Here is a 16298-nt window from a genome sequence, read left to right as displayed (position 1 = left end):
AATGAAGATTTCGGCGCAAAGGCAAGAGGCAAAAATGACAACCCCGAATGACAAGGCGCTCTTGCGTAAATCTGCCTTCGCCGCGCGTAAATTGGCCCATACCGAATTAGGGCCTGCGCCTGAGGCCGCGACCGCGCGACTTTTGGCTGAAATCGGGCCAGTCGAGGGGGCAATCATCGCCGCGTATATGCCCATTCGCACGGAAATAGACCCCCGCCCTGCAATGGCACGTTTGGGGCAGAAAAATCGCCTCTGCCTTCCCGTAATCGTGGCCAAGGATGCGGCGCTGCTGTTTCGAGAATGGGCTTATGATGGCCCGTTGATCACGGGGGAATTTGGCGCAGAAATCCCGCCAGAAGGGGCAAGCCTGATCCCTGATATCGTCATTATGCCTTTGGTCGGGTTTGACGATTATGGCCAGCGCCTTGGGTATGGGGGCGGGTTTTACGACCGCAGCCTAGAAGGTCTGCGCGTAGCAAAGCCTAATTTGCGCGCGATTGGCTTTGCCTATAGTGCCCAACGATTTAGCGGCTTGCCCGTTGAGCCAACAGATCAACCCTTGGATGTGGTCGTCACCGAAAGCGGCCTTCACCATGCTGCGCTTGCGCAAAACACCAAAGGGGACTAGGGGTTTCCCCATGAAATGCCTTTTCTTAGGAGATGTGATGGGCCGCGCGGGGCGCGCCGCCATCACCACCCATCTGCCGCGTCTGCGCGAAGACTGGAAACTTGATTTCGTTGTTGTGAATGGCGAGAACGCCACTTCGGGCATGGGACTGTCGGGTGGGCATGCGAAAGATATTCTGGCGGCTGGGGCTGATTGCATAACTTTGGGCGATCATGCGTTTGATCAAAAAGATATGTTTGGCTTTATCGAAAATGAGCCGCGCGTGATACGGCCCCTGAATATCTCGAAAGCGGCACCTGGACAGGGCGCGCGTATTTTCACAGCCCCCGGTGGGCGCAAAGTATTGGTTGCGCAGGCCTTGGGTCAGGTGTTCATGAAACACCCCTATGATGATCCCTTCTCAGCCCTTGATCCGATCCTAAAGTCGCATCCTTTGGGCGGCATGGTGCAAGCGGTCATCGTGGATTTCCACGCTGAAGCGACATCCGAGAAGATGGCCATGGGCCATTACTGCAATGGCCGCGCGAGCCTTGTTGTGGGCACCCACACCCATGTGCCAACCGCAGACACAATGATCCTGTCAAATGGCACCGCCTATCAAACAGATGCGGGGATGTGCGGCGATTATGACAGCGTGATCGGGATGGATAAGGCCGAACCGCTGCGCCGTTTCTTGACCCATATCCCAAAAGAGCGTTTTAGCCCCGCCCTCGGTGAGGCGACCTTATCAGGGGTTTACATTGAAACCGATGACCGCACAGGCCGCGCCACTGTCGTGCGCGCGGTGCGGGTCGGCGGCAAGCTGTCTCAGGCAACTGCGTGAACAGGGTGCTTGCGCTCTCCTGATCAGATGGGGAAGATGGGACTGTGGGCGGGCCGACCTTGGCCTGCACAAGCGAGGGTGCCAATGCTAGACTTGGGACTGACACCAACGGGTGAGGCGATTACAACCCTTATCATTTTGGTTGGGATGTTCATCCTATTCCTGCGAGAGACCTACCCGACCGAGGTGGTGGCCATTGGTGTCGTTGGCCTGCTCCTGGTCACGGGTCTTTTGCCCTATAGTGATGGTTTGGCGGTTTTGTCGAACCCCGCACCATGGACAATTGCGGCCATGTTCATTGTCATGGGGGCTTTGGTGCGAACAGGGTCGCTTGATCGGGTGACGCGTTTGGCGGAAAGCACGGCCAAAACGCATCCGAAATTGGCGGTGACGCTATTGCTTGGTTTTGCGGCTTTGGCCTCGGCCTTTATCAACAACACGCCCATTGTGGTCATCATGATCCCGATTTTTGTGCAAGTCGCGAAAATCCTCAAACAATCTGCGTCTAAGCTTTTGATCCCGCTTTCCTATGCCGCAATCATGGGGGGCACGCTGACATTGATCGGCACATCAACCAATCTCTTGGTCGATGGGGTGGCGCGCAGTCAGGGATTAGAGCCTTTCACGATTTTTGAGGTAACCCCGCTTGGCCTTGTCGTGGTCGCATGGGGCATGATTTACCTTGCCTTAATCGGGCGGCATCTGCTGCCTGATCGCGCCTCTATGGCCACGCTTTTGGGCGGCAATCGGGCCAAAATGAAATTCTTTACCGAAGTGGCCATTCCAGAAGACAGTGCGCTGATCGGGCAAAATGTCACCGAGGTTGAGCTGTTTACCCGAGACGGGGTGCGTTTGATTGACGTTTTGCGCGGGGATGCCTCGCTGCGGCGCAACATGGACGGGGTCACGTTACAGTTGGGCGATCGCGTGGTTTTGCGCACCGAGATGGCCGAGCTGTTGGGGATGCAAAGCTCAAAAGACCTGCGCACGATTGATAAGCTGTCTTCGGTGGAAACCACCACTGTTGAGGTTCTGATTACACCTGGGTGCCGCATGGTGGGCCGATCCCTCGGGTCTATGCGCCTGCGGCGGCGCTATGGCGTTTACCCATTGGCAGCGCATCGGCGGAACCAAAATATCGGCCGGCAATTAGATGATTTGGTCGTGCAAGTGGGCGACACCCTGTTGTTGGAGGGCGATCCCGCCGACATCCAACGCCTTGCAGCTGACATGGACATGGTCGATGTCTCAACCCCGTCCGAACGCCCCTATCGCCGCGAGAAAGCCCCAATCGCGCTGTTGGCTATGGCAGGCATCGTGGTTTTGGCCGCGCTGAATTTGGCCCCTATTTTGCCCTTGGCCGTCTTAGCCATGGCCGTGGTTCTGATTGCACGCTGCATTGACGCAGAGGAAGCGTTCTCTTTTGTCGAAGGGCGGCTTTTGGCTTTGATTTTCGCCATGCTGGCTGTTGGCGCAGCACTTGAACACACAGGCGCCATCGAGCTTTTGGTTGGCAGTCTTGCCCCTTGGCTTGAAAATGTGCCGCCCGTGGTTCTGATTTGGACAATCTATTTCATCACAACACTTCTGACGGAACTGGTGTCCAATAACGCAATCGCCGTGATTATGGCCCCGATTGCCATCGCGCTTGGACAGACGATGGGGGTGGATCCGCGCCCCTTGGTCGTGGCGGTGATGATTGCAGCCTCTGCCTGTTTTGCGACACCGATTGGATACCAGACCAATATGCTTGTTTACGGGCCTGGGGGCTATCGCTTTACTGACTATCTCAAAGTGGGTATCCCTTTGAATATATCCTTAGGTGTCGTGGTCTGTTTGACCATTCCTCTGCTTTGGCCACTGTGAAAGGATGGTTCTTGATGACACGCAATTTTGCACTTGTGCCTTTGGTTTTTGCGCTTTGTGCTTGCGCGCTTTCCCAAGCGAACCCAAAAACTACGGACATCCGCCTGTCGCGTGGTGACCTAGAGGTGCGAATGAGTGATGGAACGACCTGCACCGCAACCGCGCCCGAAGGGGATGTGACGCTGTGGCAAGGGGCGCTTGAGGGCTGCCCTGATGGCTTTGGCTATGTAGTTGAGATTGACCCGCGCAGCAATATCTTGCGCCGCGTGGTCGAATTGGTGGTCAAATCGGTGGCACCCGAAGCCGAGCTTCACCCGGTGGCAAGCGTGACCATCACCGATGCGCGGGGCCAGACCTACGAATTTGTATCACCCCGCCCCGTTGCCCCCATTCGCTGATCATCCCGAAAGCCGCGCTTGCGCAATCTGGGCCGCAGGGCTAAAACCCCGCGCGAGTTTCAAACACAAGGACGCATGCCATGGCAGGCCATTCAAAATGGGCGAATATTCAGCATCGCAAAGGGCGGCAGGACAAGCTGCGCTCTAAGCTGTTTTCTAAGCTGGCAAAGGAAATCACCGTTGCCGCGAAGATGGGCGACCCCGATCCTGATAAAAACCCACGTTTGCGCCTTGCCGTGAAAGAAGCGAAGTCAAGCTCGGTGCCGAAAGACGTGATTGAGCGCGCGATCAAGAAATCGCAAGGCGGCGATGCGGAGAATTACGAAGAAATCCGCTACGAAGGCTATGGCCCCAATGGCGTTGCGGTCATCGTAGAAGCCATGACAGACAACCGCAATCGCACCGCATCAAATGTGCGTTCGACCTTTAGTAAGAATGGCGGGAATTTGGGCGAAACAGGGTCGGTTTCCTTTATGTTCGACCGCAAAGGTCAGGTCAGCTATCCCGCCTCAGCAGGGGATGCAGATAGCGTCATGATGGCCGCGATTGAGGCCGGGGCCGAGGATGTCGAAAGCAGCGAAGATGGTCATATCATCTGGTGCGCCGACACCGACCTGTCGGATGTTTCGACCGCCCTTGAGGATCAATTGGGGGAATCGGAAAGCACCAAATTGGTCTGGCGTCCCCAGACGACAACACCGCTTGATCTTGACGGGGCGCAGAAGCTGATGAAGCTGATTGATGCGCTTGAAGATGATGACGATGTGCAAACCGTCACAGCGAATTTTGAAATTCCTGACGAGATCATGGATCAACTGTGATCTGATCTGCCCGCATGAGAATTAAAAAAGGCTGGCCATGTGGCCAGCCTTTTTTGCGCCTTATTCAGCGGCGTGTTGGCCCTGCCCGTCAGGGCCGGGTCTGACCAATTTTGTAATATCCAAAATATGCAGCAACGGCAGGTCAGCAGGAAATTCGCCCTCTTCTGCCAAACGGCTGGGAAAGCCCACCACATGGCACTCCGCATCTTGCGCGGCATAGGCCGCGGCACCGCGATCAACGATTGCCAAAACCTTGTCTGCTGGAACCTCTAGCGCCCTGATGCAGCTTTGCATGGCCTCAGGATGGGGGGCGTGGCGGGTGACATCGCCGCGCAGGATCACAGCGTCAAAGGAAATTCCTTCGCGGGCACGGGCCGTTGCCCCCAACAGCGCGCGCACAGGCATCAAATCCGAGCGCGAGACAAAGCCAAGACCCCGCCCCCCATGGGCCGCAGCACGCAGCACATCGCGCACACCCGAACGCAAGTGAATGTTCTGAGCCAGTTTCGCTGCAAAGATTTTCTGGTGGGTCGCATCAAGTGCATCGGCACGATGATCTTCACCATGCAGCGCCGCATAGGCCGCCGCCAAATGACGATGCCCCACCTCATGGGTCAGGGATGCATATGTTTCCCATGACCAGAACCACTCTAACCCATGGATACGAAAAGCCGCGTTCCACGCGGCAAGGTCAAGCTCTGCACAATCGGCCAATGCGCCAAGCCCGCCAAAAATCACCGCATCATAGCCCTGCAACCAGTCAGACATTCACCGCAACTCCTTTGGTTCGACTGAAGCAGATCAACGTAAAGGAACAATGAAATGGCCGCCCTTTCTGCATTGCAGCGTGGCAGGCTGGTGCGCGCTTGTGCAAAAAACAAGCGCGATGCCCAAGAAACAGGCAATCCAAAATTCACCTACTTTGTTTGCGGCACCGCTGGCGTGATTTGACGGCGATTCAAGACCGCTTCGCGCCATGTGATAAAGGAAATCGAGCCAATGATAATCGCCCCACCGAAAATCACATAGGGGTCAACCGCCTCGCCAAACACGACCGCCCCCATTGTGGTCGCCCATACAAGTTGAAGGAAGGTCACAGGCTGCGTGACAGTCAAAGGTGCAGCTGCAAAGGCCAAGGTCATTGTGTAATGTCCCGCCGTGGCGAAACAGGCCACAAGGAACAGCCAAAAAATCTGTTCCCATGTGGGTGTGATCCAAACCGCAAAAGCAAAGGGGGCAAGGCCGATGGTCACTGTGACCGACAGCATCCCAACCACCACTGCCGCATCAACCCGATCTGCCATGATCTTGGCGACCAAATAGCCGCCTGCGAAAAACAGGGCCGTGAAAATCATCGCGAAATGCCCCATCGATAATTCGCGAAAGCCCGGGCGCAAGATCACAAGCGCCCCGACAAAGGCCAAAAGCACCGCAAGTGCGCGGCGCAGCGCCATACGTTCGCCCAAGAAGAGGACAGCCATAACAGTGACATAAACAGGATTCAGATAGTTCATCGCCGTCACTTCAGCGATGGGGATTTGCGTCATCGCATAGAACCAACAAATCACGCCCAAACTGTGCAACACGCCCCGCAAAGAAAACAGCGCCAGATCCCCCCGCGTCAGGCGCACGCGCAAAATGGGGCGGATCATCGGGATCAAGAAACCCAAGCCTAAAATATAGCGCAAAAAGGCGGATTGTGCGGGCGGGACATCACTGCCAACATGTTTGACCAAGGCCGTCACCAGTACGAAACAGAGGCCCGTCAAGAGCATCCACGCCATCCCAATCACGGGGCGCGTGGCTGTTTCTTTTTTGAGGCGTGGGGTGGTCGTCATAGCGCGCATGATGCGCCAATCTCAAAAAACCACAAGCCGCAAAATCCCGCGGGCATCACGCGATGAAAATCTTGATTTACCTTCGAATTATTTATAATTATGCCTAATAATTCTACACAAATGCAGGTTTGCCATGTTGGATTATGCTGCGCTTGCGGCTTTTGCTGCTGTCTTGCGGACTGGGTCTTTTGACGCGGCCGCGCAAATCTTGGGCGTCACGCAATCGGCTGTGTCACAGCGCGTCAAAGCATTAGAGGAACGGCTTGGGTGCAATTTAGTGCAACGCACCCGCCCGGCCCGCCCAACCGAAGCGGGCCAAAGGATGCTGCGCCACATTGAAGATGTTACCCTTATGGAAGCTCAGCTGATCAAAGATTTGGGCCTGCTTGCGCCCAATATCAGCGCGCATTTCCGCATCGCTGCCCCAAGCGAGGCGATTAGTGGCCTGCTCCTGCGGGCTTTGGGACGCTCGCAAATGCAAAATTTTGAGATCGTGCAGCGCAATTCTGACGATGTGTTGGATTTATTACGGCGCGGCGAGGTGAATGCAGGGATCACAAGCCGCCCTTTGTCGATTTCGGGTGTGGCAAGCTATAGTTTGCCCCCGATGGAAATTGTCGCCTGCGCAAGCCCTGCAATGGTGCGCAATTATCCAGAGGCTGCCATCCTAAAGCCCCCCGTCTGGTCACCGCGCCAAAATCCTCTCTGCCCGATATTTAGGCCAAGGCGCATTTTGGCAATAAGCATGATGCGTTTGGCCCTGCGCGGATCATGCCATCGCTTGGGGATTGCGTGATTGGCGCACAATCGGGGCTTGGCTGGGTTGCGGCCCCGCATGACATGCTCAAAGGCCCCCTTGAAACGGGTAGTTTGGTGCAAATAGGCAGCGGCAGAGCGCGGGCCGAAAAAGCATTTTACTGGCATCTTCAACAGCGACTTGAAGAGGCCTTTACCCCCCTCATCACAGCCCTGAACGCAGAACCCGCCTGAACGCAGGTTAGGCCGGAATGATCCCGCCCTCTACGGCCAGTTCACGCATTTTCTTTTGCAGCTTTTCAAAGGCACGCACCTCGATCTGGCGCACGCGTTCGCGGCTGACATTGTATTTTCCAGACAGTTCCTCAAGGGTGACAGGCACATCTTGCAGGCGGCGCTGCGCGAGAATCTCACGCTCGCGCTCATTCAAAACTTCCATGGCCTGCTCCATCAAGACCATACGGCTTTGATACTCATCCCGCTCGGCGTAATCTTCGGCTTGGTTAGCATCCTCATCTTCAAGCCAGTCTTGCCATTGCGTGGCACCCTCGCCATCGCTGCCAATCACCGCATTGAGCGAGGCATCCCCACCCGACAGGCGGCGGTTCATTGAGATCACTTCATCCTCAGTCACACCCAAATCTGTGGCGATTTTGGCGACATTCTCGGGGCGCAAATCGCCCTCCTCCAACACGCCGATCCGCGCTTTCGCCTTGCGCAGATTGAAGAACAGCTTTTTCTGTGCTGATGTCGTGCCAAGTTTTACAAGACTCCAAGAGCGCAGGATGTATTCTTGGATCGCCGCGCGGATCCACCACATCGCGTAGGTGGCGAGACGAAACCCTTTTTCGGGATCAAAGCGTTTGACTGCCTGCATCAGGCCCACATTGGCCTCAGAGATCACCTCGGCCTGCGGCAAGCCATACCCACGATACCCCATCGCAATTTTAGCCGCCAAACGCAGATGCGATGTGACCAATTGATGGGCGGCTTCGGTATCTTGATCTTCCGCCCAACGCTTGGCCAATATGTATTCTTGTTCGGGCTCAAGCAGGGGGAATTTGCGAATTTCCTGCAAATAGCGGTTCAGCCCCTGTTCGGGGGATGGTGCTGGAAGATTTGCATAACTGCTCATAAGCATGTGATCCCTGATGTTCGTCTTAATTTGCACGATTTTTTCAAGAAACCGTGAATGTAACGATGATTAACTTCACCTCAGATGGGAATTTTTATCCCCCATTCAAGGGGAAGCGTGCAGAAAGACCCTAGGCGTACCCTCGCAACCAGAGGCAAACAAGGCATACTGCCATTTTTTATAGCAAAGCTCACGCGGATATGATCGCAATGCGTCCCACCCCTTGTCACGAGGCAGCCACGACATAAGCTAAGGCTCAACGCGTGACGAGGGACAAACCATGCTTAACACCACACAAGGATTTCGGGGCGCCGTGACAGCCCCCCATCATTTGGCCGCACAGGCAGGTCAGGATATTCTCGCCGAGGGCGGCAGCGCCATTGAAGCGATGGTGGCCATGGCCGCAACAATCGCCGTGACCTATCCACATATGAACGGGATCGGCGGCGATGGGTTTTGGCTGATCAAACGCAAGGATGCCCCTGTGCAGGCGATTTTCGCAGGAGGCCACTCTGCCGCGTTGGCAAGCCGTGCGTGGTATGAGGCCGCTGGTTTCACCGATGCAATACCCACCCGCGGCGCCAAGGCCGCGTTGACTGTTCCAGGATCGGTGGATGGGTGGCGCACCGCGCTCGAAGCCGCCCCGAGCGCCACCCCCCTGCCCCTGTCGCGCCTTCTTGAGCATGCGATCTATCACGCCGAGGCAGGATTTCCTGTCAGCAACAATCAATCCCAATGCATCACAGACAAGATGGACGGGCTGAAAGATGTGCCTGGATTTGCGGATACCTATCTGTTTGGCGGCGCAATCCCTGTTGCAGGTGCGCGGTTTACACAACCTGCTTTGGCGGCAACGCTGCGCCAGATCGCGCAAAAGGGCATTGCAGATTATTATCACGGCGATTTGGCCAAAACCCACGCGGCCTTTCTTGAGGCCCAAGGCAGCCCTTTGCGTCTTGAAGATTTTACCGCATACAGCGCCCGTGCGGTGACACCGCTGTCGGTCAAGACATCAAAAGCCAGGCTTTATAACATGATCCCACCCACCCAAGGGATGTCATCACTGATGATTTTGGGGATTTATGATCGCATCCAAACATGGGCCAAAGAAGGGGTCGCGCCTATTCACGCCCTGATCGAAGCCACGAAGCAGGCCTTTATTCTGCGCAATCGTGAATTGGGTGACCTCAGCGCCATGCGGCAACCGCCCGAGACGATCTTACAAGATCAGGTGCTAGACGATCTGGCAGGGCAAATTGACCACAAGCGCGCATTGCCATGGCCCTATGAGCCAAAGGACGGTGATACAATTTGGATGGGGGCCAGCGATGCGGAAGGCACATCTGTGAGCTTTATCCAAAGCGTCTACTGGGAATTTGGGTCAGGCCTGACCTGCCCCGACACGGGCGTGTTTTTCCAAAACCGTGGTGCAGGCTTTGGCATGGGCGATGGCGTGAACCAAATCGCGCCGCGCAAAGTGCCATTTCATACCCTCAACCCCGCAATGGCCGTGTTCGAAGACGGGCGCGTCATGGCCTATGGCACGATGGGCGGCGAAGGACAGCCACAAACCCAAGCAGCGATTTTTGCGCGCTATGCCTATTTGGGTCAGGAATTGCAACAGGCGGTTACAGCGCCACGATGGCTGTTGGGGCGCACATGGGGCGATGCAACGACCTCTCTGAAACTCGAGGCACGGTTTGATCCTGACTGGATCACGGCCCTTTCCGATATGGGGCATGAGACAGAAATCTTACCCGATTACAGCGATTTGGTTGGTCATGCGGGCGCGGTTGTCACCCATTTGGACGGCCTGGTTGAGGCCGCGACCGACCCCCGCGCAAATGGCTTGGCCTTGGCGCGCTAAGCTAAGGTTGCCTCAAGGCGGGTGACGAGGGTTGCCATATCCTCGGGCAAATCCGCCTCAAATCGCATCCATTCGCCACTGGCAGGGTGCGCGAAACCAAGCGAGGCAGCGTGCAGGGCCTGACGCGGAAATTGGTTCACGGCACCGGCAAGCTCGGGCCCAAACAGCTTTTCCGAAACCCTACGCCGCCCGCCATAGACGGGGTCCCCCACAAGCGCATGACCTGCATGCGAAAGATGCACGCGAATTTGATGCGTGCGACCCGTTTCTAGCCTGCATTCAATCAAGGCCAAGGCATCGTGATAGCTTTGCAAGGGTTTGACCCGCGTCACAGCGTGACGCCCCCCTTGGAACAGAACCGCTTGACGTTGACGGTCAGTTTTATGGCGCGCCAATTGGGTGGTGATTTTCAGGATATTACCATCCTCAAAACTTGTGCCACGCACACCGCGCAGGCGGGGATCAGCGGGGTCAGGGCTGCCATGACATAGCGCGATGTAATGCCGCTCGGCACCATGGGCGGCGAATTGGTCGGCCAGCCCATGATGCGCACGATCTGATTTCGCAATGACCAGAAGGCCCGATGTGTCCTTATCGATGCGATGCACGATGCCTGGCCGCTTTTCGCCGCCCACCCCAGATAAATTGCCGCCAAAATGATGCAGCAGCGCATTCACAAGCGTGTGATCAGGACTGCCTGGTGCGGGGTGGACAACCAAACCTGCGGGCTTATTCACCACAATCAGATCGTCATCCTCGTAGCAAATATCAAGCGGGATATCCTGAGGACGGGTTTCCACCTCTGACGCCTCGGCCACACGAATGGTGACCTGATCGCCCTCAACAACACGCGCGCGGGCATCTGTGATTGTTGCGCCATTGATCGCAACATCCCCTGCCGCAATCAACCGGGCAAGGCGGGATCGGCTGAGCGCGGCTTCTTCTGGCACATCGCGGCCAAGTGCCTTATCAAGACGAGGTGCAGGCTCTGGCCCAATCTCGAAACTAATGATGCGGAGTTCCGCCATGAACACGCCTTCCTCAGGTGACGATCCCCAATCTGCCGCGCTGCCATCCCATCTGGTCTGGCTGCAGCGTATGGTTTGGGTTTTGACCCTTGTGATGATCTTGGGCCTGATAACGGTGGTTTCGGTTTTTGTCACCCGTTTCCCAAAGCCTGCGCTAAATGAAATCGCCCTTCCAACCGACCTTACCCTGCCTGAAGGGATCACAGCAACGGCCGTGACCTTTGGCGATGGGTGGATTGCGGTGGTCGATCAAGGCGCGCAGATCATTGTGTTTGACGCGACCACCATGGCCGAAATCGGACGGCTGGAAATCACAACCGCGCAGTAACGACAGACTGGGAGAGAGAGATGGTACCGCCTCCCCGGCTTGAACGGGGGACCTCTGGATCCACAATCCAGCGCTCTAACCAACTGAGCTAAGGCGGCACTGTCGGCGGAAATAGCCCCCTCGCGCCGCGATTGCAAGGGGTGGATGACGCGGATATTGTCATTCATGGCGCAAAGGATTAGGGCCTTTGCCGCAAGGGCTAATGCATCCGTGCCTTTTGTCATCTGGAGAGGAAGAGATGAGTATCAATAGCGAAAGCGATATCGCCGCGAATCTACAGATCGGGCCAACAAGCCTTGGGATGGTGCGCATCTATGTCGAGTCCGAAGGTGTCGACCTTCCGCTTGATTTCGATCCTGACGAGGCAGATGAGATCGCCGAAGAATTGCGCCTTGCCGCCGAAGCCGCACGCAAATCGCGCAAATAATCAATAACGCCCCATCGGGTCGCGCATCCGCGCCAAGCGCCGCGCGGCAGTCTGCGCCAGATCATGCGTGATCTTTTTGCGCCGCGCGGGGGTCAGTTTTACCTCTGGCCCCATGCGGATCACTTCGGCATCGTAAACATCCGCAAAGATCAGCCCAGTATCCTCGGGCAGAATTTCGGTCGGGAAATCGGCATCAACCGCCCAGAAATAGCGATCACACCATTCGAGGTAGCCATCCCATTTGCCGTCACTTCGGAAATCAGCCACGCCTGATTTGCACTCGATAATCCAAATTTCACCTTTGGGCCCCAGTGCTATGACATCAACGCGCTTGCCCCGTTTGGGGCAAAACTCCTCCAATGTGGTGAAACCAAGCCGCGCAAAATGCCGACACACCCCCCGTGCAAGACGTTGGCCTGCGGTCATTAAATCGGACGGGTGCGGATCAGAGGCAGTCATAGCCACATGATTGGAACAAATACGGAACAAAAGCAAGACTTAGGTCGATCCTGCCCCACTTGTCGAAAGCCACGGAAAGACCTAAGTGATGCGGTGACGGTTCTGCGCCATTCGTATCTGTGGCAACATTCCGGTGGCCTTAATCATTTCCGAGGGAGCTGGCTCTGTCACGGCCCTGGTCGCGTTACCTGGCACCCACCTGTATATGCAGGCTCTCGGGAATTACGCCTCTACGGTGGATGCGGTTCCGTCACCTCAGCCTTAAACTTAGCCGCGCTTATCCTCACGGAGACGAACGGGAATTGGCTGCATCTCGGGGGTAAAGGCCCGATCACGGCGACCCTGATCGCCTTTGTCATCATCTGATAGGGTCATAATGCGATACCCGATTTGCGCCGAACCGAAGGTAATGGTGCAAAAGATATAAAGCATCACAACGGCAAGAACCCCATCGGCGCTGTTCAGAACCAGATGACGCAGATTGGCAAGGTTGAAACCCAACAGCATCGCAACAAAGGCAAAGGCAATCACGGCACCAATGGCCGCGTGGCGTAGAATGAAACGGATATGTTCTGGCATCTCGCACCTCCCTTTGCAGGATAATTTGGGAATCCCTAAAAAGAGGTTAGCGCAAAGAAACGCCAGTGCAACTGCGATTCCTGCGACAGATCGGCCGCATGGCTTTGGCGGTTAAAAGGCTTCGGGGCGTGCTTCGCGGGCGATATGATCTAGCACGGCGTTCACGAATTTTGGTTCGCGCCCTTCGGGAAAGAACGCCCGCGCAATATCTACAAATTCCGTGATGATGACCTTGGGCGGTGTATCAGACCCAACCAATTCCGCCCCAGCCGCGCGAAACAAAGCGCGCAAGGTGGGATCAATGCGGTCAATCGGCCATTTTGCAACCAAGGCACGATCGGTCATTTGGTCGATCTTGGCCTGACGCGCCACAGCATCCTCAAGAAGCTGGGTGAAGAGGTCGATATTGCCCTCAGCCATTTCTTCGCCATCCAGAACCGCACCAAAGCGATGCGCCTCGAATTCACGGCGCACGGCGTCCACGCTTTGCCCAGAATGCTCCATCTGGAAGAGGGCCTGCACCGCGTATAGACGGGCTGCCGATTTCATCTGCCGCGCATTTTGTAGGGCAGTCTCTCGGCTGGGGGTGTCATCTGACGGGGTGCTCATCGGGCTTGTATCAATCCTTGGGGCGCAGCATCTCGCGCGCGCATGATCTGTCATAAGTCGCGCCGCATCTAAGGTGCTTCGCGCGGCGCGTCAACGCAGAGAGGTGTTAAGCTTTCCAATCCTGTAATCGGGCGACATAGCGCGCGAGCATATCAATCTCGATATTGAGGCGCGCGCCCACCGCCATTGCCCCCCATGTAGTGACCGATTTCGTGTGGGGGATCACATTCACGCCGAACACATCACCTTCCACTTCGTTCACGGTCAAAGATGTGCCATTCAGCGCGACAGATCCCTTTGGCGCGATAAATCCGGCCGAATCGCGTGGTGCGCGAAACCGCATACGGGTGGATTGGCCTTCGTCATACATTTCAATCAATTCAGCCACGCCATCCACATGGCCCGAAACGATATGGCCCCCCATCTCATCACCCAAGCGCAAGGCCCGCTCAAGGTTGATGTGATGCCCCTCGACCCAGTCCGAAATCGTGGTTTTCGACACGGTCTCGGCCGAGATATCGACCGCGAACCAATCCTCACCCAATGACACAACCGTCAAACAAACGCCGTCACAGGAAATCGAAGCCCCGATATCAATGCGTGTCGTGTCATAATGTGTAGAAATGCGCGCACGCAAATCCCCGCGCGGCTCTAATGCCGTGACCGTTCCGATATCTGTGATGATGCCAGTGAACATCGGCCCGCCTTTCGTTTGAGACCCTCTTTGCCCCTCTGCCTAGCGCCGCCCCTGACTTAGGGCAAGAGCGTGCCCCAAAAGCTGCGCCAAATTTGTGCCACAATTTAGCCCTACTGCAACCACCATCTAAGCGCATGATTTTCGTGGGATGTGCCCAAGCATCCTCAAAATAATAAGGCTCGGCACGGGCGGTGCCACTCTCTATTCCCCAGTGCGCGCTTTGCGCGCGCCTCCCCTTCGGCGTGTAAAAGGTGACGATGCAGCGCAAGTTTCTTTTTCTTCAAGGGCCTCACGGGCCCTTTTTTCGGAACTTGCGCAGCAATTGACCGCGGCGGGCGCAATATGTCATCGCATCGGGTTTAATCCCGGCGATCAGGCATTTTGGCGGCAATGGATCGCCTAAATCGTCTGCTCAAGGCGTTTTAGACGCGCGACCATTGGCTGAGAATATCCGCCCCAACCGCACGATGGATAAGGCGCGAGAACCGTGGTGCAGCGGCAAGTTCGGAAATCCCTAAAGCACCAAGCGCGGGCTTCCCCTCGGCACCAATCAGGCTGCCTGCGGAAAATACACTGAGACGATCCACCAAATCCGCCGATAATAGACCTGCGGCCAAAGCCCCCCCGCCCTCGCAGAAAACGGAGGTCAGACCTGCATCCCCCAACGCCTGCAATGCGGCGTTCAACTCAAGATGCCCCCCTTGGGACTGGGCAAGCGGGATCAAATGCGCCCCTGCCTCGCCCCAATAGGCACAGGCCTCATGCGGGGCGTCTTGGCCATGGACAAGCCAAAGCGGCGCCTTCGCGATAGAGGCTTGCAAGCGCCCCCCACGCGGCAAATCTAACCTGCGCGAAAGGATTACGCGCAACGGCTGATGCGGGCTGCCAATATCGCGCAAGGTGAGGTCAGGGTCATCGGCCCGCGCTGTGGCGGCACCGATCATCACGGCATCATGGCAGCCACGCATGACATGGGTCATACGCCGCGCCTCAGGGCCCGTGATCCAGCGGCTTTCACCACTGGCCGTTGCGATGCGGCCATCAAGCGTCGTTGCCAGTTTCAAATGCACCAAGGGCCTGCCGCGTGTCACACGCATGAAAAACCCTGCATGGGCCTGCGCAGCTTCGGGCGCGGCAATATCGGTCGTCACAGATATACCCGCGTCACGCAGCCGCGCGATGCCCTGCCCCGCGGTGCGTGGGTCGGGATCATCTTGGGCGATGACCACACGGGCCACCCCTGCCTCGATCAAGGCCATGCTGCAAGGCGGGGTTTGGCCGTGATGATTGCACGGCTCAAGCGTAACATAGGCAGTCGCCCCCCGCGCGCCCTCCCCCGCTTGTGCCAAGGCTTGCGTTTCAGCATGTGGCCGACCCGAAGGTGCAGTCACGCCCCGCCCGATGACCAAGCCATCTTTAACAATCAAACAGCCAACAGCAGGGTTTGGCCAAGTGCGACCTTGCCCGCGCTGTCCGAGTGTCAGCGCGGCCCGCATGAAGCGTAAATCTTCTTCCTGCGATGCCGCGATCATTGCGGCTCACCCCTCAGGGGGGATCGGCGGGCGCAATTCAGCAACGAAATCTTCGAAATCATCCGCAGCTTGGAAATTCTTATACACGCTCGCAAAGCGCACATAGGCGACTGTATCAATCCGCGCGAGGCTTTCCATCACGATCTCACCGATGGTTTTCGATGGAATATCCGTATCGCCGATGCTTTCCAAACGCCGCACAATGCCAGAGATCATTTGATCAATCCGCTCAGGCTCGACCGGACGCTTCTGCATAGAAATACGAATGGAGCGTTCAAGCTTATCGCGATCGAAATCTTCGCGCTTACCATTGGTTTTCACGACCACCAAATCGCGCAGTTGCACCCTTTCATAAGTGGTGAACCGTCCCCCACAGCCTGGGCAGAGCCTACGGCGGCGGATGGCAACATGGTCTTCGGCGGGGCGGCTGTCTTTGACTTGGGTGTCAACATTTCCGCAAAAGGGGCAACGCATGGTGGTTCCTTATCCCTGCTCAATATTCTGCAT

At 56.5% G+C, this 16298-nt stretch carries 20 protein-coding genes, 1 tRNA gene and 1 other RNA gene; 11 read left to right on the top strand and 11 right to left on the bottom strand.

All coding sequences use genetic code 11. The features are described 5' to 3' along the window. Positions 1-34 precede the first annotated feature (34 nt). The 5 genes from AAC637_RS09525 (at position 35) to AAC637_RS09505 (ending at position 4536) form a co-directional block, all read left to right on the top strand. Entirely contained in the window at positions 35-628 is a 594-nt protein-coding gene (locus tag AAC637_RS09525; RefSeq protein ID WP_340303348.1) for a 5-formyltetrahydrofolate cyclo-ligase, read from the top strand. Between the two features lie 10 nt (positions 629-638). Next, a complete protein-coding gene (locus AAC637_RS09520; RefSeq protein WP_340303347.1) occupies positions 639-1451 on the top strand; it encodes a TIGR00282 family metallophosphoesterase in 813 nt (270 codons plus the stop codon). A gap of 84 nt (positions 1452-1535) precedes the next feature. Then, positions 1536-3317 carry an SLC13 family permease gene (locus tag AAC637_RS09515; RefSeq protein WP_340244354.1) on the top strand — a complete coding sequence of 594 codons (1782 nt, stop codon included), beginning with the start codon at positions 1536-1538 and terminating at the stop codon, positions 3315-3317. A gap of 14 nt (positions 3318-3331) precedes the next feature. Continuing rightward, the gene (locus tag AAC637_RS09510) at positions 3332-3715 is read left to right on the top strand and encodes a hypothetical protein (protein ID WP_340303346.1); all 384 of its coding nucleotides are present in this window, start codon (positions 3332-3334) and stop codon (positions 3713-3715) included. Between the two features lie 80 nt (positions 3716-3795). Beyond that, entirely contained in the window at positions 3796-4536 is a 741-nt protein-coding gene (locus tag AAC637_RS09505) for a YebC/PmpR family DNA-binding transcriptional regulator (protein WP_317655546.1), read from the top strand. 60 nt (positions 4537-4596) lie between these two features. Here the strand turns inward: AAC637_RS09505 and AAC637_RS09500 are convergent, their stop codons facing one another. Beyond that, entirely contained in the window at positions 4597-5304 is a 708-nt protein-coding gene (locus AAC637_RS09500) for an HAD hydrolase-like protein (protein WP_340303345.1), read from the bottom strand. 149 nt (positions 5305-5453) lie between these two features. Continuing rightward, positions 5454-6383 (bottom strand): DMT family transporter, encoded by a 930-nt coding sequence (locus AAC637_RS09495; RefSeq protein WP_340303344.1) that lies wholly within the window; start codon positions 6381-6383, stop codon positions 5454-5456. A gap of 124 nt (positions 6384-6507) precedes the next feature. Between AAC637_RS09495 and AAC637_RS09490 the strand changes: the two genes are divergently transcribed. Further along, the gene (locus AAC637_RS09490) at positions 6508-7170 is read left to right on the top strand and encodes a LysR family transcriptional regulator (RefSeq protein WP_340303343.1); all 663 of its coding nucleotides are present in this window, start codon (positions 6508-6510) and stop codon (positions 7168-7170) included. After that, complete coding sequence (locus tag AAC637_RS09485; protein WP_340303342.1) at positions 7146-7364, top strand: hypothetical protein; 219 nt, start codon at positions 7146-7148, stop codon at positions 7362-7364. The genes AAC637_RS09490 and AAC637_RS09485 overlap by 25 nt, the downstream gene beginning before the upstream one ends. A gap of 7 nt (positions 7365-7371) precedes the next feature. On the opposite strand, the gene rpoH is transcribed toward AAC637_RS09485, so the two are convergent. Then, entirely contained in the window at positions 7372-8265 is an 894-nt protein-coding gene (rpoH, locus tag AAC637_RS09480; protein WP_340303341.1) for an RNA polymerase sigma factor RpoH, read from the bottom strand. A gap of 280 nt (positions 8266-8545) precedes the next feature. Here rpoH and AAC637_RS09475 point away from each other — a divergent pair, with 280 nt between their 5' ends. Continuing rightward, a complete protein-coding gene (locus tag AAC637_RS09475; protein ID WP_340303340.1) occupies positions 8546-10132 on the top strand; it encodes a gamma-glutamyltransferase family protein in 1587 nt (528 codons plus the stop codon). On the opposite strand, the gene AAC637_RS09470 is transcribed toward AAC637_RS09475, so the two are convergent. Then, positions 10129-11160 carry an RluA family pseudouridine synthase gene (locus tag AAC637_RS09470; protein ID WP_340303339.1) on the bottom strand — a complete coding sequence of 344 codons (1032 nt, stop codon included), beginning with the start codon at positions 11158-11160 and terminating at the stop codon, positions 10129-10131. The two genes, AAC637_RS09475 and AAC637_RS09470, sit on opposite strands and share 4 nt — an antisense overlap. Here AAC637_RS09470 and AAC637_RS09465 point away from each other — a divergent pair. Next, positions 11159-11488, top strand: a complete 330-nt coding sequence (locus AAC637_RS09465; protein ID WP_340303338.1) for a DUF6476 family protein — start codon at positions 11159-11161, stop codon at positions 11486-11488. The two genes, AAC637_RS09470 and AAC637_RS09465, sit on opposite strands and share 2 nt — an antisense overlap. Before the next feature lie 21 nt (positions 11489-11509). Here the strand turns inward: AAC637_RS09465 and AAC637_RS09460 are convergent. Further along, positions 11510-11586, bottom strand: a tRNA-His gene (locus AAC637_RS09460). 140 nt (positions 11587-11726) lie between these two features. Between AAC637_RS09460 and AAC637_RS09455 the strand changes: the two genes are divergently transcribed. Next, complete coding sequence (locus tag AAC637_RS09455; RefSeq protein WP_340303337.1) at positions 11727-11915, top strand: DUF6324 family protein; 189 nt, start codon at positions 11727-11729, stop codon at positions 11913-11915. Here the strand turns inward: AAC637_RS09455 and AAC637_RS09450 are convergent, their stop codons facing one another. Beyond that, a complete protein-coding gene (locus AAC637_RS09450) occupies positions 11916-12374 on the bottom strand; it encodes an MmcB family DNA repair protein (RefSeq protein WP_340303336.1) in 459 nt (152 codons plus the stop codon). Positions 12375-12470: 96 nt separating this feature from the next. Between AAC637_RS09450 and ssrS the strand changes: the two genes are divergently transcribed. Beyond that, a non-coding RNA gene (gene ssrS / locus AAC637_RS09445) (6S RNA) lies at positions 12471-12626 on the top strand. A 15-nt stretch (positions 12627-12641) separates the two neighbouring features. On the opposite strand, the gene AAC637_RS09440 is transcribed toward ssrS, so the two are convergent. The 5 genes from AAC637_RS09440 to nrdR all read right to left on the bottom strand — a co-directional run bounded on the left by AAC637_RS09440 (position 12642) and on the right by nrdR (position 16265). After that, positions 12642-12953 carry a hypothetical protein gene (locus tag AAC637_RS09440; RefSeq protein ID WP_340303335.1) on the bottom strand — a complete coding sequence of 104 codons (312 nt, stop codon included), beginning with the start codon at positions 12951-12953 and terminating at the stop codon, positions 12642-12644. Positions 12954-13064: 111 nt separating this feature from the next. Beyond that, on the bottom strand, positions 13065-13562 hold the full coding sequence (gene nusB, locus AAC637_RS09435; protein ID WP_340303334.1) for a transcription antitermination factor NusB: 498 nt from the start codon (positions 13560-13562) through the stop codon (positions 13065-13067). Between the two features lie 106 nt (positions 13563-13668). Next, a complete protein-coding gene (locus AAC637_RS09430) occupies positions 13669-14259 on the bottom strand; it encodes a riboflavin synthase (RefSeq protein WP_340303333.1) in 591 nt (196 codons plus the stop codon). 422 nt (positions 14260-14681) lie between these two features. Further along, the gene (gene ribD, locus AAC637_RS09420; protein ID WP_340303332.1) at positions 14682-15791 is read right to left on the bottom strand and encodes a bifunctional diaminohydroxyphosphoribosylaminopyrimidine deaminase/5-amino-6-(5-phosphoribosylamino)uracil reductase RibD; all 1110 of its coding nucleotides are present in this window, start codon (positions 15789-15791) and stop codon (positions 14682-14684) included. A 6-nt stretch (positions 15792-15797) separates the two neighbouring features. Beyond that, on the bottom strand, positions 15798-16265 hold the full coding sequence (gene nrdR, locus AAC637_RS09415) for a transcriptional regulator NrdR (RefSeq protein WP_317655566.1): 468 nt from the start codon (positions 16263-16265) through the stop codon (positions 15798-15800). Positions 16266-16298 lie beyond the last annotated feature (33 nt).

This window comes from Roseobacter sp. HKCCD7870 (assembly GCF_037830315.1).
Taxonomy (GTDB): Bacteria; Pseudomonadota; Alphaproteobacteria; order Rhodobacterales; family Rhodobacteraceae; genus M30B80.
Note: the sequence above shows the minus strand (reverse complement) of the source record. Positions and strands in the feature narration are given on the sequence as shown.

What these genes read in the sequence shown, in the direction of transcription:
- AAC637_RS09470 (WP_340303339.1), bottom strand. Translation starts at nt 11,160, where the DNA reads ATGGCGGAACTCCGCATCATTAGTTTCGAGATTGGGCCAGAGCCTGCA.
- nusB (WP_340303334.1), bottom strand. Translation starts at nt 13,562, where the DNA reads ATGAGCACCCCGTCAGATGACACCCCCAGCCGAGAGACTGCCCTACAA.
- AAC637_RS09430 (WP_340303333.1), bottom strand. Translation starts at nt 14,259, where the DNA reads ATGTTCACTGGCATCATCACAGATATCGGAACGGTCACGGCATTAGAG.
- AAC637_RS09520 (WP_340303347.1), top strand. Translation starts at nt 639, where the DNA reads ATGAAATGCCTTTTCTTAGGAGATGTGATGGGCCGCGCGGGGCGCGCC.
- AAC637_RS09490 (WP_340303343.1), top strand. Translation starts at nt 6,508, where the DNA reads ATGTTGGATTATGCTGCGCTTGCGGCTTTTGCTGCTGTCTTGCGGACT.
- AAC637_RS09510 (WP_340303346.1), top strand. Translation starts at nt 3,332, where the DNA reads ATGACACGCAATTTTGCACTTGTGCCTTTGGTTTTTGCGCTTTGTGCT.
- AAC637_RS09475 (WP_340303340.1), top strand. Translation starts at nt 8,546, where the DNA reads ATGCTTAACACCACACAAGGATTTCGGGGCGCCGTGACAGCCCCCCAT.
- AAC637_RS09450 (WP_340303336.1), bottom strand. Translation starts at nt 12,374, where the DNA reads ATGACTGCCTCTGATCCGCACCCGTCCGATTTAATGACCGCAGGCCAA.
- ribD (WP_340303332.1), bottom strand. Translation starts at nt 15,791, where the DNA reads ATGATCGCGGCATCGCAGGAAGAAGATTTACGCTTCATGCGGGCCGCG.
- AAC637_RS09455 (WP_340303337.1), top strand. Translation starts at nt 11,727, where the DNA reads ATGAGTATCAATAGCGAAAGCGATATCGCCGCGAATCTACAGATCGGG.
- AAC637_RS09465 (WP_340303338.1), top strand. Translation starts at nt 11,159, where the DNA reads ATGAACACGCCTTCCTCAGGTGACGATCCCCAATCTGCCGCGCTGCCA.
- AAC637_RS09495 (WP_340303344.1), bottom strand. Translation starts at nt 6,383, where the DNA reads ATGCGCGCTATGACGACCACCCCACGCCTCAAAAAAGAAACAGCCACG.
- AAC637_RS09505 (WP_317655546.1), top strand. Translation starts at nt 3,796, where the DNA reads ATGGCAGGCCATTCAAAATGGGCGAATATTCAGCATCGCAAAGGGCGG.
- AAC637_RS09525 (WP_340303348.1), top strand. Translation starts at nt 35, where the DNA reads ATGACAACCCCGAATGACAAGGCGCTCTTGCGTAAATCTGCCTTCGCC.
- AAC637_RS09440 (WP_340303335.1), bottom strand. Translation starts at nt 12,953, where the DNA reads ATGCCAGAACATATCCGTTTCATTCTACGCCACGCGGCCATTGGTGCC.
- AAC637_RS09515 (WP_340244354.1), top strand. Translation starts at nt 1,536, where the DNA reads ATGCTAGACTTGGGACTGACACCAACGGGTGAGGCGATTACAACCCTT.
- nrdR (WP_317655566.1), bottom strand. Translation starts at nt 16,265, where the DNA reads ATGCGTTGCCCCTTTTGCGGAAATGTTGACACCCAAGTCAAAGACAGC.
- AAC637_RS09485 (WP_340303342.1), top strand. Translation starts at nt 7,146, where the DNA reads ATGCCATCGCTTGGGGATTGCGTGATTGGCGCACAATCGGGGCTTGGC.
- AAC637_RS09500 (WP_340303345.1), bottom strand. Translation starts at nt 5,304, where the DNA reads ATGTCTGACTGGTTGCAGGGCTATGATGCGGTGATTTTTGGCGGGCTT.
- rpoH (WP_340303341.1), bottom strand. Translation starts at nt 8,265, where the DNA reads ATGAGCAGTTATGCAAATCTTCCAGCACCATCCCCCGAACAGGGGCTG.